This window comes from Burkholderia sp. AU39826 (genome assembly GCF_020419965.1).
In the GTDB taxonomy this organism is placed as follows: Bacteria; Pseudomonadota; Gammaproteobacteria; order Burkholderiales; family Burkholderiaceae; genus Burkholderia; species Burkholderia semiarida.
In genome coordinates this window covers 33,753-49,826 of sequence record NZ_JAIZQG010000004.1, presented here as the reverse complement: position 1 = coordinate 49,826, position 16,074 = coordinate 33,753, and the positions used below count along the sequence as shown (strand labels likewise).

Here is a 16,074-nt window from a genome sequence, read left to right as displayed (position 1 = left end):
TTGAACGAAGCTAGGAGTGTAGGCATGCGCGACGTGCCGATCAGCCGGCTGCGGCTGGATGGATTATCCAGAAAATCGATCCAATCGAAGCCGCGCAAGGTGGTCTGCCGCACCGACGGCAGCGCCAGAATCGGCGGTCGATTGCGCGCCCGCCGGCCGGCTCAGCGCGCGTACAGCGCCGCGTCGATCTTGCCGAGCAGCCACTGCATGCCGGCCAGATGCTGCTGGTCGTGGCTGCACAGGTAATGGACGAGCCCGCGCACGGTCAGCGAACCGTAGCCGTCGAACTCGCCGGTACGCTCGAACTGTTCGGGCGTGAGGCGCGACAGCAGCGCCAGCGTCTCGCGCCGTGCGTCGCGGATCGCCGCGAGCACGTCGGACGCATACGCGTCGTCGTAGCGCCGCTGAACCGCGAGCGCGTCGCCGTCGATCGACACGAGCAGCGGCCGGTCTTCGTCGAGCATGCGCCGCAGCCGCACGTGATAGCCGTCGATCTCGATGTCGCGCACGTGGCAGAGCTGCCCGAGCGGCGAGAAATGCTCGCTCGGTATGCCGGCCCAGTCGTCGGGCGTCCACCGCGCATAGCCGTCGGGCACGGCCGCGAAATGCGCTTCGAGTTGACGGGGGAAATCGGCGAGTGCGTCGAGCGTCGTCGGATTCATGCGGAAGACTCCCTGTCGGATAGAGGCGGGCAGCAACCCTGGCACAGGCCTGCCGCCCCGGTTGCGTCACTTCACGCCGAAGCCGTACGCGCCCTGCGTGCGATGCCCGTCGGTCGCGACGGCCACCCACTTCACCGTGTACGCGCCGGTGGCGAGCGCCGCGAGCGGCACCGTCATGCGCTTGCGGTTCGACGCGTCGATGCGCGCGCGGCCGTTCGACACCGTCTTGCCGTCGGCGTCGACGACGACGATCGAGCTGAATGCCGGCTCCAGCGGCTCGGTGAAGTCGATCGTGACGGCGGCCGGTGCGGCAGCCAGCATCGCGCCCGACGCCGGGTCGCTCTTCGCGAGATGCGCGTGCGCGAACGCGGCCGACGAAACGGTTGCTGCGACGATGACGGCGGCCGCGTGACGGCCGAACGGGAATGAATCGAAACGCATGAACTGTCCGTGAAGAATGGGCGGGCGCCGCGCACCGCACGGCGTTCCGGCAGCTTACCAGCGCATGCGCGTTCATGCCGGCCCTACGCCGCCGCTTGATAGAATGCGCGCGCTATGGATCTCGAAAGCATTCTCTACACCCAGGGCTTCGGCTCGCGCCGCCAGTGCCGCGGCCTGATCGAGGCGGGCCGCGTCGCCGTCGCGGGCGCCGCCGCGACCGACCCGGACGCCACCTTCGACACCGACGGCCTCGTGTTCGAGGTCGACGAGGCCGCATGGCCGTTCCATGCGCGCGCGTATCTCGCGCTCAACAAGCCGGCCGGCTACGAGTGTTCGCGCGATCCGCAGCACCATGCGAGCGTCTTCAGCCTGCTGCCGGCGCCGCTCGTCGCGCGCGGCGTGCAGTGCGTCGGGCGGCTCGACCAGGACACGACCGGCCTGCTGCTGCTGTCGGACGACGGCCAGTTCGTGCACGCGTACACGTCGCCGAAGCGCAAGGTGCCGAAGACCTACGTCGCGACCGTGCGCCACCCGCTCGACGACGCGCAACTGCACGCGCTGCGCACCGGCGTGCAACTGCATGGCGAGCCGAAGCCGATCGCGGCCGTCGCCGCCGACGCCCGCACCCCGCACACGCTCGCGCTGACCGTCCTCGAAGGCAAGTACCACCAGGTCAAGCGGATGGTCGCGGCAGCGAGCAACCGCGTCGAATTGCTGCACCGCGAAAGCATCGGCGGCTTCACGCTGCCGGCCGATCTCGCGCCCGGCGCATGGCGCTGGCTCGACGAAGCCGACCTTTCCGCGCTGCGCAATCCCGTCGAAACCCTGTAAGGGAAAATCCGCACGACCGTTCGGTGTCCGGCCGCCTCTCGGCCGCAGGTTCCCCCGCTATACTGAAATCACAAGCTGCAAGAGCGGCGATGCAGGGGGAGACATCATGAACATCAACCATTCTTTCGAACTGTCGTCCGTGATGATCGCGTTCGCGGTCATCGGCGTCATCGTGATCGGCGGGCTGCTGGCCACGATGCATCTGAAGCACAAATATCACCCGAACCTGATCGGCGCGCTGATCGGTGCGCTGCTGTGCTTCCTGCTGATCGAGGCGTTACCGGCGCTCACCTGACGCGCTGCCCGGCGCGAGCGTTTGAAGGAAATCGTCTACGGTCGGATAGCGCAACGTCACGCACAATTCGGCCTTGAGCCGTGCGTTGGACAGGCGCCGCGACTCGCGCATGAAGGACAGCAGCGTCGGCTCGAGCAGGCGTTCGGCGTCCGCGCGGCTCACGCGCGGCGGCCTCGGCAGACCCAGCGCCTGCGCGACCCGGTCGAAATACTCTCCCATCCGCAGTTCGGTGTCGTCCGACGCGTGCACGACGCGCGCCGGCTTGCCGCGCTCGGCCGCACGACGCAGGATCGCCGCGAGATCGTCCGCGTGGATGTGGTTCGTGTAGACGTCGTCGGCCGGCTCGAGCGCCGGCGTGCCGCGCTCGAGCCGCGCAACCGGCAGGCGGTTCGCCGCGTAGATGCCCGGAATGCGCACGATGCGCGCGGACAGCACGCCGCGCACCGTCGCCGCACGCAGTTGCCGCTCGGCCGACACGCGCCGGAACGCGCGCGGGTTCGCGGGGCGCAGCGGGTGCGTTTCGTCGATGCGCGCGCCGCCGCAGTCGCCGTAGACGCCCGTCGTGCTGGCATAGACGAGCCTCGGCGCGCGAAGACCGTCGGGTACAATACGCGCTGCCCGAACGGGCGCGCCGGCCTGTCGCGCCGCGGTGCGCAGCCGTCGGAGCCGACCGACCGCCGGTGCCGTCGGAGACGGCCGACGCGCGGGCATGGACGTTGCGGCGATCAGCGCACGCGTGCGCCGGTCGTCGCGGCCGTCGGATGGCGGCGGCGCGAGATGCAGGATCGTGCGGGCGACGCCCGCGAGGCGACGGAGCGTCGCCGGGCGATCGAGATCGCCGACGATCGGCGTCGCGCCAGCGGCGCGCAATTCGCTGCGACGAGCCGGGTGGCTCGTCAGCGCGAGGATGCGCAGGTCGGGGCGCGCGTCACGCCATTGCGCGACGCAGCGCATGCCGACGTCGCCGCAGCCGACGATCAATACGCGCGGCCGGCGCAGGATTCGTGTCGCGATCATGTTGGTTGCGAGATCAGTAGCCGCCGTTGCGCGACGCGCAACGGTTTTGCATTGTAGCTGCCGTGCGCGACATGCACGGTCCCCCCATTTTGTTCTAGTTTGGTTCTATGGCATTCAACGTCACTCTCAAGCAAAGCGGCCGTCAATTCCAGGTCGAGTCGGACGAAACCGTGCTGGCGGCCGCGCTGCGCCAGAACGTCCATCTGCCGTACGGCTGCAAGAACGGCGCGTGCGGTTCCTGCAAGGGCCAGATCGTGTCGGGCCAGATCGAACAGGGCCCGCACGCCGCGTCGGCGCTGTCCAACGACGAACGCACGCGCGGCCTCGCGCTGCTGTGCTGCTCGAAGGCGCAATGCGATCTCGAGGTCGACGTGCGTGAAATCGCCGGCGTCGACGGCGTGCAGGTCAAGAAGCTGCCGTGCCGCATCGCCGCGCTCGAACGCAAGGCGGACGACGTGATGGTCGTGAAGCTGCAGTTGCCTGCCAACGAACGCCTGCAGTACCTCGCGGGCCAGTACGTCGAGTTCATCCTGAAGGACGGCTCGCGCCGCAGCTACTCGATGGCGAACGCGCCGCACGAGGAAGGCCCGATCGAGCTGCACATCCGCCACATGCCGGGCGGCAAGTTCACCGACCACGTGTTCGGCGCGATGAAGGAGCGCGACATCCTGCGCTTCGAAGGCCCGCTCGGCACGTTCTTCCTGCGCGAGGATTCCGACAAGCCGATCGTGCTGCTCGCGTCGGGCACCGGCTTCGCGCCGATCAAGGCGATCATCGAGCACGTGAAGCATTCGGGCATCACGCGCCCGATGACGCTCTACTGGGGCGCGCGCCGCAAGAAGGACATCTACCTCGCCGAACTCGCCGAGCAATGGGCGCGCGAGATCCCGAACTTCAAGTACGTGCCGGTCCTCTCCGAACCGGAGGACGCCGACCAGTGGACCGGCCGCACGGGCTTCGTCCATCGCGCGGTGATCGAGGACCTGCCCGATCTGTCCGGCCACCAGGTGTACGCGTGCGGCGCGCCGGTGATGGTCGAATCCGCGCAGCGCGATTTCACGCAGCACCACGCGCTGCCGGCCGACGAGTTCTACGCGGACTCGTTCACGAGCGCCGCCGATCTCGCGCATCCGGTCTGAGCGCAGGGCGCCCGAACGCGCCCCCGCTGCGCGCCGCCCGTGTCACATCCGTGGCATCGCGGCGGTTTACAGTGGGGCGCGGGATGCCTTATGCTTGCGCACATGAACCGCTTCCTGTCCGCTCTCCGACGTCGCCGCTCGCCGCTCCGCCCGGATGCCGCCGGCTCGTCACGGACTCGCGCGTAACCCTCCTCCGCTTCACCGGTTACGCACAAGCTGTTCGACCCACCAGCCACGGCCGTCCGTGGCTTTTTTATTGCCCGTTTCCCTTTCAACGCCCGCTGGAGTCTGCTGCCATGCCCCTGAACGATTACCCGATCGACTCGCTGATGTACATCACGAACCGCCCCGACATCGTGTTTACGCACGGCAAGGGTTCGTGGCTCTACGATCACACGGGCAAGCGCTATCTGGACTTCATCCAGGGCTGGGCCGTCAACAGCCTCGGCCACTGCAACGACGGCATCGTCGAGGCGCTGAAGACGCAGGCCGAAAAGCTGCTGAACCCGTCGCCGGCGTTCTACAACGAGCCGATGGCGAAGCTCGCGGGCCTGCTCACGCAGCACAGCGTGTTCGACAAGGTGTTCTTCACGAACAGCGGCGCCGAGGCGAACGAAGGCGCGATCAAGCTCGCGCGCAAGTGGGGCCGCAAGTTCAAGAACGGCGCGTACGAGATCATCACGTTCGACCACAGCTTCCACGGCCGCACGCTCGCGACGATGTCGGCCAGCGGCAAGCCGGGCTGGGACACGATCTACGCGCCGCAGGTGCCGGGCTTCCCGAAGGCCGAGCTGAACGACATCAACTCGGTCGAGAAGCTGATCACCGACAAGACCGTCGCCGTCATGCTCGAGCCGATCCAGGGCGAAGGCGGCGTGATCCCGGCGACGCGCGAATTCATGCAGGCGCTGCGCGCGCTGACGAAGCAGCACAACCTGCTGCTGATCGTCGACGAAGTGCAGAGCGGCTGCGGCCGCGCGGGCACGCTGTTCGCGTACGAGCTGTCCGGCATCGAGCCGGACATCATGACGCTCGCGAAGGGCATCGGCGGCGGCGCACCGCTCGGCGCGCTGCTGTCGAAGGCCGACGTCGCGGTGTTCGAGGCCGGCGACCAGGGCGGCACGTACAACGGCAACCCGCTGATGACGGCGGTCGGCTATTCGGTGATCTCGCAGCTCGTCGCGCCCGGCTTCCTCGAAGGCGTGCGCGCGCGCGGCGAGTATCTGAAGCGCAAGCTGCTCGAGCTGTCGGAGGAACGCGGCTTCGAGGGCGAACGCGGCGAAGGCCTGCTGCGCGCGCTGCTGCTCGGCAAGGACATCGGCCCGCAGATCGTCGAGAAGGCGCGCGACATGCAGCCCGACGGCCTGCTGTTGAACGCCGCACGGCCGAACCTGCTGCGCTTCATGCCAGCGCTGAACGTGACGACCGACGAGATCGACCAGATGATGGCGATGCTGCGGTCGATCCTCGACACGCTGTAAGGAGACCGCCGCGATGGATGCCGCCGCCGATGCTGTCGCTATCCGCCCGTTCGAACGCGCCGACACCGATGCCGTGCTCGCGGTATGGCGCGACGCGTTCCCGCATTACGACGAAGCCGGCGCGCCGCCGCACCGTGATCCGCTGCGATCGATCGAGCTGAAGCTCGCGACGCAGCCGGAACTGTTCTTCGTCGCGACTTGCGGGGCGCGCGTCGTCGGCACGCTGATGGCCGGTTTCGACGGACATCGCGGCTGGCTCTACTCGTTCGGCGTCGCGAACGACGCGCGCCGGCTCGGCGTCGGCCGCGCGCTGATCGCGCATGCGGAACGCGCGCTCGCCGCGCGCGGCTGCCTGAAGATCAACCTGCAGGTCCTGCCCGGCAACGACGACGCATGCCGCTTCTATGCGGCGCTCGGCTATCGCGTCGAGGAGCGCATCTCGTTCGGCAAGACGCTGCCGGCCGCGTAAGACCGCCGCCGGCCGCGGCGCGATTCGGCGCGTGGTCGGCCCCGCGTCCGGCAGCGGATCGCCGAGCACGTCGGTCGGCACGATCGGACCCGCCACACGAAAAAAAACCGCCACGGTTTCCCGTGACGGCTTTTCGACAGCCCGGCTGCGACGTGCGCGGCCGGGCCCGTTCATTCGATCGCTTACTCGCCCAGATACGCGGCGCGCACCTTCGGATCGTCGAGCATCTGCTTCGCGTCGCCTTCCATCGTGACCGTACCCGAATCCATCACGTAGCCGCGGTCGGCCGCCTGCAGCGCGAGGCGTGCGTTCTGCTCGACCAGCAGCACCGTGATGCCCTCCTTCGAGATCTCGCGCACCACTTCGAAGATCTTCTCGACCATGATCGGCGACAGACCCATCGACGGCTCGTCGAGCAGCAGCAGCTTCGGCTTCGACAGAATCGCGCGCGACATCGCCAGCATCTGCTGCTCGCCGCCCGACAGCGTGCCCGCGAGCTGCGTCGCCCGCTCCTTCAGGCGCGGGAAGAAGCCGAACATCCGGTCGACGTCCTTCTTGATCTGCTCGTTGTCGTTGCGCAGGTACGCGCCCATCTGCATGTTCTCGATGATCGACATCCGCGCGAAGATCCCGCGGCCTTCCGGCACCATCGCCAGGCCGCGCTTGAGCAGCTCGTGCGGCGGGATGCCCTTGATCGACGTGCCGTCGTACTCGATGTCGCCCGCCGAGTACGGCTTCAGGCCCGTGATCGCCTTCATCGTCGTGGTCTTGCCGGCGCCGTTCGCACCGATCAGCGTCACGAGCTCGCCCTGACGGACTTCCATGTCAACGCCCTTGACGGCCTGAATGCCGCCGTAGTTGACCTGCAAGCCCTTGATTTTCAACATTGCCGCTGCCATCAGTGCACCCCTGCGCCGAGATATGCCTCAATCACCTTCGGATTCTTCTGCACGTCCTGCGGCAGACCCTCGGCGATCACCTTGCCGTAATCGAGCACCGTCATCCGGTTGCACAGCCCCATCACGAGCTTCACGTCGTGCTCGATCAGCAGAATCGTGCGGCCGTCCGAGCGGATCTTGTCGAGCAGGCGCGTGAGTTCGACCTTCTCGGTCGCGTTCATCCCGGCTGCCGGCTCGTCGAGCGCGAGCAGCTTCGGGTCGGTGGCCAGTGCACGGGCGATTTCCAGACGGCGCTGGTGGCCGTACGACAGGTTGCGCGACGTGTAGTCGGCGTACTGCAGCACGCCGACGTAGTCGAGCAGCTCGATCGCGCGTTCCTTGATCTCGCGCTCTTCCTGGCGTTCGGCCGGCGTCTGGAACACCGCGCCGAGCAGCCCGTGCTTGGTGCGCACGTGGCGGCCCACCATCACGTTCTCGAGCGCCGTCATCCCGCCGAACAGGCGGATGTTCTGGAACGTGCGCGCGATGCCGGCCTTGGCCACCTGGTGCACGGCCGTCGGCGTGTAGTTCTGGCCGTCCAGCTTGAAGTCGCCGGAGTCCGGCGTGTAGAGGCCCGTGATCACGTTGAAGAACGTGGTCTTGCCGGCGCCGTTCGGGCCGATCAGCCCGTAGATCTCGCCTTCCTTGATCTGCAGGCCGACGTCGGACAGCGCCTGCAGCCCGCCGAAGCGCTTGTTCACGCCCGAGACGGACAGTCGGATTTGCTTGTCGCTCATGTGGTTATCCCCTTGTCCGTAGGTTAAGCGCGCACCGGCTTCTTGCTGTTGCGCTTCGCCAGTTTCGCGATCTTGTCCTCATGCTTCGGCGCGGGCCACAGGCCTTCCGAGCGGTACAGCATGATGATGACCATCGCGAGGCCGTACAGCGCCTGACGGATCACTTCCGTATCGACGATGTCATGACCGAACAGCGCATGCTGCAGCGGGCTCATCGTCGAGCGCAGGAATTCCGGGAAAATCGCGAGCAGCACCGCACCCAGGATCACGCCCGGGATGTGGCCCATGCCGCCGAGCACCACGCAGGCGAGCACGACGATCGATTCCCAGAACGTGAACGACTCGGGCGACACGAAACCCTGGAACGCGCCGAACATCGAGCCCGACAGGCCGCCGAACGACGCGCCCATCGCGAACGCGAGCAGCTTCACGTTACGGGTGTTGATGCCCATCGCCTTCGCCGCGATCTCGTCTTCGCGGATCGCGGCCCACGCGCGGCCGATGCGCGAGTGCTGCAGACGCGTACACACCCAGATCACCAGCAGCGAGCAGAGCACGAACAGGTAGTAGTACATGTACACCGACGGCAGCTGGAAGCCGAACAGCGAGTGCGTCTGCGACAGGTTGAAGCCGCCGACGTGCACCGGATCGATGCCCGTGATCCCCTTCGGGCCGTTGGTGATGTTCACCGGACGGTCGAGGTTGTTCATGAAGATCCGGACGATTTCACCGAAGCCGAGCGTGACGATCGCCAGATAGTCGCCGCGCAGGCGCAGCGTCGGCGCACCGAGCAGGATCCCGAAGGTCGCCGCGAGCGCCATCGCGATCGGCACGATGATCAGGAACGGCACGTGCAGCCCGTTCGGCGCGAGCGCCGCGATCCACTCGAACTGCGAGGTCAGGTGCGGCGAGCTCAGCAGCGCGGCCGTATAGGCGCCCACCGCGTAGAACGCGATGTAGCCGAGGTCGAGCAGGCCGGCGAAGCCCACCACCACGTTCAGGCCCAGCGCGAGCATCACGTACAGCATTGCGAAGTCGAGCACGCGGACCCAGTAGTTGCCGCCGGCCGAGCCGATCACGATCGGCGCGGCGATCACGAGGACGGCAGTGAGCAGGCCGATGACGACGGTCTTGGCGGTGTTGCGCTCTTCGACGAGCGACGTCGACGATTCGATCGGTTGAATGGATGTCATGTTGTTTGCTCCCCTTCCGTTACGCGCGGTCCGCGACACGTTCGCCCAGCAGGCCCGACGGACGGAACACCAGCACGATGATCAGCACGACGAAGGCGAACACGTCCTGGTAGTTGCTGCCGAACACGCCGCCCGTGAGGTTGCCGATGTAGCCGGCCCCGAGCTGCTCGATCAGGCCGAGCAGCACGCCGCCGACCATCGCGCCGCCGAGGTTGCCGATCCCGCCGAGCACCGCGGCCGTAAACGCCTTCATGCCGGGGATGAAGCCCATGTAGAAGTGCACGTTGCCGTATTCGGACGCGATCATCACGCCGGCCAGCGCGGCGAGCGCGGAGCCGATCATGAACGTCGCGGAGATCACGAAGTTCGGGTTCACGCCCATCAGGCTTGCCGTATTCGGGCTTTCGGCGATCGCGCGCATCGCGCGGCCGAGCTTGGTCTTGTGCACGAGCAGCAGCAGGCCGCCCATCACGATGAACGCAACCGCGATGATCACGATTTCGGTGACCGAGATCACGGCGCCGGGCGTCGTGTCGGTGGCCTTGATCACGTTGATCGGGTCGGTCGGCAGCAATTGCGGGAACGGCAGCGGGTTGCGCGACCAGATGATCATCGCGGCCGTCTGCAGCAGGATCGACACGCCGATCGCGGTGATCAGCGGGGCGAGGCGCGGCGCGCGGCGCAACGGCCGGTACGCGACGCGCTCGATCGTGAAGCCGACGAACGCGCAGACGACCGCGGCGATGCCCAGGCCGATCGTCAGCGTCGCGACGTTGCCGAGTCCGGGAAAGTGGTTCTGCAGCACGGTGATGGCCGACAGTGCGACCATCGCGCCGATCATCAGCACGTCGCCGTGCGCGAAGTTGATGATGCCGAGAATGCCGTACACCATCGTGTATCCCAACGCGATGATGGCGTACACACTGCCGAGCACCAGCCCGTTGAGAACCTGCTGGACGAAAATATCCATTTAAAGCTCCTTGGCCCGTGCTGCCGGAGGACGTTGCGCCCCGCGGGTAAGCGAGGAATCGCGCCTTCTCGGCGGCACTGCGGGTACTAGTCGATACCGGTAAGGGTGGATCGTCCCGGCGCGCGCCGCCCGGCCTGTACGGCCGGACCTGCCGCCGGAGCGGATACAAAAACGGCACCGCACTGTTCCGGTGCCGTCATGAGTCCCGTCGCTAAATCGTCACGACATCGAGGACGGTGTTCGTGGCCTCCTTGAAGTCGTGGGGCAGCATGCCGAGACGGCCGTCATCCGGTTTCCCGGCATCCGTGCCTTGGCCCGTCCAGTGCCATGCAAGCATCGCGCCAGGACGGATCGGATTCCGCGCCGCGTCGCCCGGGAAGGCGTTGCGACAGCCGCGCCCGACTTTCGTCAGGACTGCATCGGAATCCATCGTACGAACCAGGCTGCGCACCGCGACACGGTCGGTCGCGGCAGCGCGCTGTTTCGTCGAATCGAATTGAAGGGGAGACAATGGCTTCGGCACGCTACCGGCAGCGCCGCGATCGTCCGCCATCCGTGGACCCGCCACTTGCCGCGCTACAACCTGCATGCCCGCTGCCGGCCCGATCACCAGGCCATGCGTGTTGATTTCCTCGATCGTCAAACGTGCCCCGTTTTCCTTGTCCCTGCCCAGTTGCGCGATACGGCGCGCCGATGGCGCCGCAGGTCCGGTTCCGGCGACGCGCACGCCGCTGGCCGGCGGTGCCGCGTACACCGCAGCCTCCCTGGCCGCCCCGCCGTCGCTCTTTTTGCTGCAGCCGGCAAACATTGCAACCGGTGCGGCGACGGACACGGCGTAAGCCAACTTCACATGCATCGAATGGTCTCCCGCGCCTTGCCAAAACCCGTTTCAAAGCCATTCCGGCTTGAAAACGGGCGCATTGTAACTCCATTTATAGGACGCCAATAATCCTGATTCGATGGGGTTTTCCTGCATTGCAACCAATTTTGAGACACGATTGGGCGCGCCCGGAGCAACCGGGTTGCACCACGCTTGGGAATAACGGTTGCGATGTGAATTTCGAGGCACAAAAAAAGCGCGCCGACGGGCGCGCTTCGGTATTCCGCAGGGTGCGATGCGGCAATCAGGCCGCGGGCGGCAGGTTCAACCCGCGCGGCAGCGGAAACGACACGTTTTCCTCGATGCCCTCGAGTGCGCGGACGTTGCGCACGCCGAGCTCGCGCAGCCGCGCGATCACGGCCTGGGCGAGCACCTCGGGCGCCGACGCGCCGGCCGTCACGCCGATGCGGCGCTTGCCGGCAACCCATGCCGGATCGATCTGATCCGGCGCATCGACCATGTACGCGGCCACCCCGCGCTTTTCGGCCACTTCGCGCAGCCGGCTCGAGTTCGAGCTGTTCGGACTGCCGACCACGATCACGACGTCGCACTGCGGCGCCATGAACTTCACCGCATCCTGCCGGTTCTGCGTCGCGTAGCAGATGTCCTGCTTCTTCGGCTCGCGGATCTTCGGATACTTCGCCTTCAGCGCGCCGATGATCTCGGCCGCGTCGTCGACGGACAGCGTCGTCTGCGTGACGAGCGCGATGCGCTCGGGATCGGCGAGCTCGAGCTTCTGCACGTCCTCGACGCTTTCGACGAGGTGCATGCCCCGCTCGACCTGGCCCATCGTGCCTTCGACCTCGGGATGGCCCTTGTGCCCGATCATGACGATGTCGACGCCGTCCTGGCGCATCTTCGCCACTTCGACGTGCACCTTCGTGACGAGCGGGCAGGTTGCGTCGTAAATGCGCAACCCGCGCACGTCCGCCTCGTCGCGCACGGCTTTCGACACGCCGTGCGCACTGAAGATCACGGTGTTGCCGGCCGGCACTTCCTCGAGTTCCTCGACGAAGATCGCGCCCTTCTTCTTCAGATCCTCGACCACGTACTTGTTGTGGACGATTTCGTGACGCACGTAGATCGGCGCACCGTGCATCGCGATGGCGCGCTCGACGATCTCGATCGCGCGGTCGACGCCCGCGCAGAAACCGCGCGGCTGGGCCAGCAGGATTTCGGCGTCGGCGGCGACGGTCTGCGCGGACAGCGTATCGGTGGTACTCATGATTACAGGATTCCGATGATTTTCACTTCGAACGTGAGCGCCTGGCCCGCGAGCGGATGATTGAAGTCGAACAGCGCCGAGGTCTCGCTGACTTCCTTCAGCACCCCCGCGTAGCGGCCGCCATCCGGTGCGTTGAACTCGATGAGCTCGCCCGGCGTGAAATCGTCGCCGACCATCCCGTTCTCGCGCAGCGTCGACAGCGTCACGCGCTGAAGCATGTCGGGATTGCGGGGGCCGAACCCCTGATCGGGCGCTAGCTGAAAAGTCGAGTGGTCGCCGACCCTGAGCCCGAGCAGAATCTGTTCCAGCGACGGCGCCAGTTGCCCCGCGCCCAGCAACAGCGTGGCCGGCTTGTCCGAGAAGGTGTTGACGATGTCGGCGCCGTCGGCCAGTGCCAGCCGGTAATGCAACGTGACGTGGGAACCGGGCTTCACTTCGGATAGATCGATGAGGCTCATGAATTACTCGTTCGGTCGGCGCCCGCTACGGCCGAATGGCCCGGCGCAAAGCCAATATTGTAAGTCACCTGAGCGTGCAAGGCGGAAAGTGCGACGACGTCGCGCACGCCGCCCGCCGCCAATGGAGTTCAGACCATGCTGTCACCCCGCCTCATCCTGCCGTCGGCCGAATGCCGCGACACCACCGATGCGCCGGCCGATCCGCCCGCCCGCGTCATCCCGATCAACCGGCGCAGGCGCCGCCCGGGCGACTGGCGGCCGGAGCGGCCGCGCGAGCGGCTGCTGGAACGCGGGCCGGCCGCGCTGACCGACGACGAACTGATCGCGCTGCTGCTCGGCACGGGCAAGCCCGGTCACGACGTATTCGTCATCGCCCGCGATCTGATCAAGCAGTACAAGTCGCTGCGCGGGTTGCTCGAAGCGGGCGCCGACGATTTCGAGGCGCACCCCGGCATCGGCCCCGCACGCTCCGCGCGGCTGGTCGCGGTCACCGAGATCGCCCGGCGCATGCTGGAGGAGAAGGCACGGGACGGCATGCAGATCGATTCGCCCGGCGCCGTCGAGGATTGCCTGCGAATGAAGATCGGCACGCTCCCGCACGAAGTATTCGTCGCGGTCTATCTGGACGCCCGCAACCGCATGATCGACATGGAGGAACTCGCGCGCGGCTCGCTCACGCGGATGGCCGTCTATCCACGCGAGATCGTGCGCCGCGCGATGCAACAGAACGCCGCGGCGCTGATCGTCGCGCACAACCATCCGTCGGGCGCGGTGCAGCCGAGCGCGGAAGACCGCCGCCTGACGCGCGTGCTGAAAGACGCGCTCGAGCTTGTCGACGTGCGGCTGCTCGATCACGTCGTCGTCGGCGTCAGCGATACTTTCTCGTTCGCGCGGGCCGGTTGGCTGTAGACTGTGGCGCGGCGGCCCGTCCCAGGGCGCCGCAACGGCGAAGCGAAATTAGGTTTGATTTTTCTGAACTTTTTCTGCTAGAATCGCCGTCTGTCTTTTTTCCAACCAGTTCTAGCCATCGAAGGGCCTTGTCTGTAAGGGCTACGGCGTTCTGAGTGCAGCCATGGATCACGTGGCGGTGCGATGGAACCTTCACCGGCGATCGAACCCCGAATTTAGCGTATTAGGAGTGCTCTCATGGCACGCGTATGCCAAGTAACTGGGAAAGCGCCGATGAGCGGCAACAACGTTTCCCACGCCAACAACAAGACGAAGCGCCGCTTCCTGCCGAACCTGCAAAACCGCCGGTTCTGGGTGGAGAGCGAAAACCGCTGGGTGCGTCTGCGCGTCTCGAACGCCGGCCTGCGCCTGATCGACAAGAACGGCATCGATTCCGTGCTCGCTGACCTGCGCGCACGCGGCGAAGCCTAAGCCCAAGGAGCACAATCATGGCAAAAGGCGCCCGCGACAAGATCAAGCTCGAGTCGACCGCTGGTACGGGTCACTTCTACACGACCACGAAGAACAAGCGCAACATGCCGGAAAAGATGGCGATCAAGAAGTTCGATCCCGTCGTCCGCAAGCATGTGGAATACAAAGAAACCAAGATCAAGTAATCTCCGGTTTCTGCCAGCTTGACGGTGACCGAAAAGCCCCGCACATGCGGGGCTTTTTGTTTTGCGCGCACGCGCGGCCCCCCGACGCGGTATGCTCTCCCCTTTCCGCGGCGACAGCCGACGGAACGCAAGATCAAAAAGCGTAACGATGGAGATGCAGCATGAAATTCGACGTGGCGATCGTCGGCAGCGGCCTGGCAGGGCTGTCGGTCGCACTCAATCTGGCCAGCACGCGACGTGTCGCGCTGATCGCGAAACGTTCGATGATGGAGGGGGCGAGCGATAACGCGCAGGGCGGCATCGCGGCGGTCCTCGACTCGGCGGACAGCATCGAGAACCACGTCGACGACACGCTGGTCGCCGGTGGCGGCCTGTGCGACGAAGGCGCGACGCGCTACATCGTCGAGCACGGCCGCGAAGCGATCGAATGGCTGATCTCGCAAGGCGTGCCGTTCACGAAGGACGACGCGGCCGAACTCGGCTTTCACTTGACGCGCGAAGGCGGTCACAGCCACCGCCGGATCATCCATGCGGCCGATGCGACCGGCCATGCGGTGCTCGCGACACTGTCGGAGCGGGCGCGCCAGCATCCGAACATCACGTTCCTCGAAAACCACCACGCGATCGACCTGATCACGTCGGACCGGCTCGGGCTGCCCGGTCGCCGCTGTCACGGCCTGTATGCGCTCGACGTCGACAACGACCGCACGATCACGATCGAGGCGCCGCACACGGTACTCGCCACCGGTGGCGCGGGCAAGGTCTACCTGTACACGACGAACCCCGATACCGCGACCGGCGACGGCATCGCGATGGCATGGCGTGCCGGCTGCCGCGTGTCGAACATGGAATTCATCCAGTTCCACCCCACCTGCCTGTTCCATCCGTACGCGAAATCGTTCCTGATTTCGGAAGCCGTGCGCGGCGAAGGCGGCCTGCTGAAGCTGCCCGACGGTACGCGCTTCATGCCCTCGCACGATCCACGCGCCGAACTCGCGCCGCGCGACATCGTCGCACGCGCGATCGACTTCGAGATCAAGAAGCGCGGGATCGACTGCGTGTATCTCGACATCAGCCATCAGCCGGAAGCATTCCTGCGCGAGCACTTCCCGACGATCCATGCGCGCTGCCTCGAATTCGGCATCGACATCGCGAAACAGCCGATCCCCGTCGTGCCGGCCGCGCACTATACGTGCGGCGGCGTCGTCACCGATCTCGCGGGCCGCACCGATCTCGCCGGCCTGTATGCGGTCGGCGAAACGTCGTACACGGGGCTGCACGGCGCGAACCGGCTCGCGAGCAACTCGCTGCTCGAATGCCTCGTGATCGGCCGCGCGGCAGCCGGGGCGATCGAGGCCGCCGGCTTCGACGCCGACACGCCGGCCGCACTGCCCGCCTGGGACGAAAGCCGCGTGTCGGACGCGGACGAGGAAGTCGTCGTGGCGCACAACTGGGACGAACTGCGCCGCCTGATGTGGAACTACGTCGGCATCGTGCGCACCGACAAGCGTCTCGAACGCGCGAAGCACCGGCTGTCGCTGCTGCGCGACGAAATCCACGAGTACTACGCGAACTTCCGCGTGACGCGCGATCTGCTCGAACTGCGCAACCTCGTCGACGTGGCAACGCTGATCGTGAAGAGCGCGTACTCGCGCCGCGAAAGCCGCGGGCTGCACTACAGCCGCGACTGGCCGCATACGCTGCCGAAGGCGCTTCCGAGCGTGCTCACGCCGCGCTCGCGCCGCTGAGCGGCGCGCCGCCCTTCCCGGCTGC

At 66.5% G+C, this 16,074-nt stretch carries 19 protein-coding genes; 9 read left to right on the top strand and 10 right to left on the bottom strand.

Annotated features, from left to right (window positions below; translation table 11 throughout):
* Nucleotides 1–161: 161 nt before the first annotated feature.
* A complete protein-coding gene (locus tag LGM42_RS11305; RefSeq protein ID WP_059576802.1) occupies nucleotides 162–662 on the bottom strand; it encodes a DinB family protein in 501 nt (166 codons plus the stop codon).
* Between the two features lie 66 nt (nucleotides 663–728).
* Entirely contained in the window at nucleotides 729–1,103 is a 375-nt protein-coding gene (gene copC, locus LGM42_RS11300; protein WP_059576805.1) for a copper homeostasis periplasmic binding protein CopC, read from the bottom strand.
* Nucleotides 1,104–1,217: 114 nt separating this feature from the next.
* On the opposite strand from copC, the gene LGM42_RS11295 reads away from it, so the two are divergent.
* Together LGM42_RS11295 and LGM42_RS11290 are read left to right on the top strand one after the other, a co-directional pair.
* Nucleotides 1,218–1,934: a 16S rRNA pseudouridine(516) synthase gene (locus tag LGM42_RS11295; protein ID WP_226232244.1), complete on the top strand. Its 717-nt coding sequence runs from the start codon at nucleotides 1,218–1,220 to the stop codon at nucleotides 1,932–1,934.
* Between the two features lie 106 nt (nucleotides 1,935–2,040).
* A complete protein-coding gene (locus LGM42_RS11290; RefSeq protein ID WP_011546000.1) occupies nucleotides 2,041–2,229 on the top strand; it encodes a hypothetical protein in 189 nt (62 codons plus the stop codon).
* Here LGM42_RS11290 and LGM42_RS11285 read toward each other — a convergent pair.
* Nucleotides 2,212–3,246, bottom strand: a complete 1,035-nt coding sequence (locus tag LGM42_RS11285) for an NAD-dependent epimerase/dehydratase family protein (protein WP_059576812.1) — start codon at nucleotides 3,244–3,246, stop codon at nucleotides 2,212–2,214. The two genes, LGM42_RS11290 and LGM42_RS11285, sit on opposite strands and share 18 nt — an antisense overlap.
* A 107-nt stretch (nucleotides 3,247–3,353) precedes the next feature.
* On the opposite strand from LGM42_RS11285, the gene LGM42_RS11280 reads away from it, so the two are divergent.
* The 3 genes from LGM42_RS11280 (at nucleotide 3,354) to LGM42_RS11270 (ending at nucleotide 6,335) form a co-directional block, all read left to right on the top strand.
* Nucleotides 3,354–4,385, top strand: a complete 1,032-nt coding sequence (locus tag LGM42_RS11280) for a CDP-6-deoxy-delta-3,4-glucoseen reductase (RefSeq protein ID WP_226232243.1) — start codon at nucleotides 3,354–3,356, stop codon at nucleotides 4,383–4,385.
* Nucleotides 4,386–4,681: 296 nt separating this feature from the next.
* Nucleotides 4,682–5,866 (top strand): acetylornithine transaminase, encoded by a 1,185-nt coding sequence (locus LGM42_RS11275; RefSeq protein ID WP_059576815.1) that lies wholly within the window; start codon nucleotides 4,682–4,684, stop codon nucleotides 5,864–5,866.
* Nucleotides 5,867–5,879: 13 nt separating this feature from the next.
* Nucleotides 5,880–6,335 carry a GNAT family acetyltransferase gene (locus LGM42_RS11270; protein ID WP_059646226.1) on the top strand — a complete coding sequence of 152 codons (456 nt, stop codon included), beginning with the start codon at nucleotides 5,880–5,882 and terminating at the stop codon, nucleotides 6,333–6,335.
* Nucleotides 6,336–6,517: 182 nt separating this feature from the next.
* Here LGM42_RS11270 and LGM42_RS11265 read toward each other — a convergent pair whose 3' ends face one another.
* The 7 genes from LGM42_RS11265 to LGM42_RS11235 form a co-directional block, all read right to left on the bottom strand.
* Entirely contained in the window at nucleotides 6,518–7,234 is a 717-nt protein-coding gene (locus tag LGM42_RS11265) for an ABC transporter ATP-binding protein (protein ID WP_060311854.1), read from the bottom strand.
* Entirely contained in the window at nucleotides 7,234–8,010 is a 777-nt protein-coding gene (locus tag LGM42_RS11260; protein ID WP_059576822.1) for an ABC transporter ATP-binding protein, read from the bottom strand. Before LGM42_RS11260 ends, LGM42_RS11265 begins: the two co-directional genes overlap by 1 nt.
* Before the next feature lie 23 nt (nucleotides 8,011–8,033).
* Nucleotides 8,034–9,203, bottom strand: a complete 1,170-nt coding sequence (locus LGM42_RS11255; protein ID WP_059576825.1) for an ABC transporter permease subunit — start codon at nucleotides 9,201–9,203, stop codon at nucleotides 8,034–8,036.
* A gap of 19 nt (nucleotides 9,204–9,222) precedes the next feature.
* Complete coding sequence (locus LGM42_RS11250) at nucleotides 9,223–10,173, bottom strand: branched-chain amino acid ABC transporter permease (protein ID WP_006478051.1); 951 nt, start codon at nucleotides 10,171–10,173, stop codon at nucleotides 9,223–9,225.
* A 211-nt stretch (nucleotides 10,174–10,384) separates the two neighbouring features.
* Nucleotides 10,385–11,029, bottom strand: coding sequence for an amino acid-binding protein (locus tag LGM42_RS11245; RefSeq protein WP_226232242.1), 645 nt, complete (start codon nucleotides 11,027–11,029; stop codon nucleotides 10,385–10,387).
* Nucleotides 11,030–11,297: 268 nt separating this feature from the next.
* A complete protein-coding gene (ispH, locus tag LGM42_RS11240) occupies nucleotides 11,298–12,278 on the bottom strand; it encodes a 4-hydroxy-3-methylbut-2-enyl diphosphate reductase (RefSeq protein ID WP_059576830.1) in 981 nt (326 codons plus the stop codon).
* A 2-nt stretch (nucleotides 12,279–12,280) separates the two neighbouring features.
* A complete protein-coding gene (locus tag LGM42_RS11235) occupies nucleotides 12,281–12,736 on the bottom strand; it encodes an FKBP-type peptidyl-prolyl cis-trans isomerase (protein ID WP_006488950.1) in 456 nt (151 codons plus the stop codon).
* A gap of 135 nt (nucleotides 12,737–12,871) precedes the next feature.
* Here LGM42_RS11235 and radC point away from each other — a divergent pair, with 135 nt between their 5' ends.
* The 4 genes from radC (at nucleotide 12,872) to nadB (ending at nucleotide 16,049) form a co-directional block, all read left to right on the top strand.
* On the top strand, nucleotides 12,872–13,645 hold the full coding sequence (gene radC / locus LGM42_RS11230) for a RadC family protein (RefSeq protein WP_059646221.1): 774 nt from the start codon (nucleotides 12,872–12,874) through the stop codon (nucleotides 13,643–13,645).
* Nucleotides 13,646–13,882: 237 nt separating this feature from the next.
* Nucleotides 13,883–14,116, top strand: coding sequence for a 50S ribosomal protein L28 (gene rpmB / locus LGM42_RS11225; RefSeq protein WP_004186391.1), 234 nt, complete (start codon nucleotides 13,883–13,885; stop codon nucleotides 14,114–14,116).
* Between the two features lie 17 nt (nucleotides 14,117–14,133).
* Complete coding sequence (gene rpmG / locus LGM42_RS11220; protein ID WP_006478046.1) at nucleotides 14,134–14,301, top strand: 50S ribosomal protein L33; 168 nt, start codon at nucleotides 14,134–14,136, stop codon at nucleotides 14,299–14,301.
* A gap of 161 nt (nucleotides 14,302–14,462) precedes the next feature.
* The gene (gene nadB, locus LGM42_RS11215) at nucleotides 14,463–16,049 is read left to right on the top strand and encodes an L-aspartate oxidase (RefSeq protein WP_059576836.1); all 1,587 of its coding nucleotides are present in this window, start codon (nucleotides 14,463–14,465) and stop codon (nucleotides 16,047–16,049) included.
* Nucleotides 16,050–16,074 lie beyond the last annotated feature (25 nt).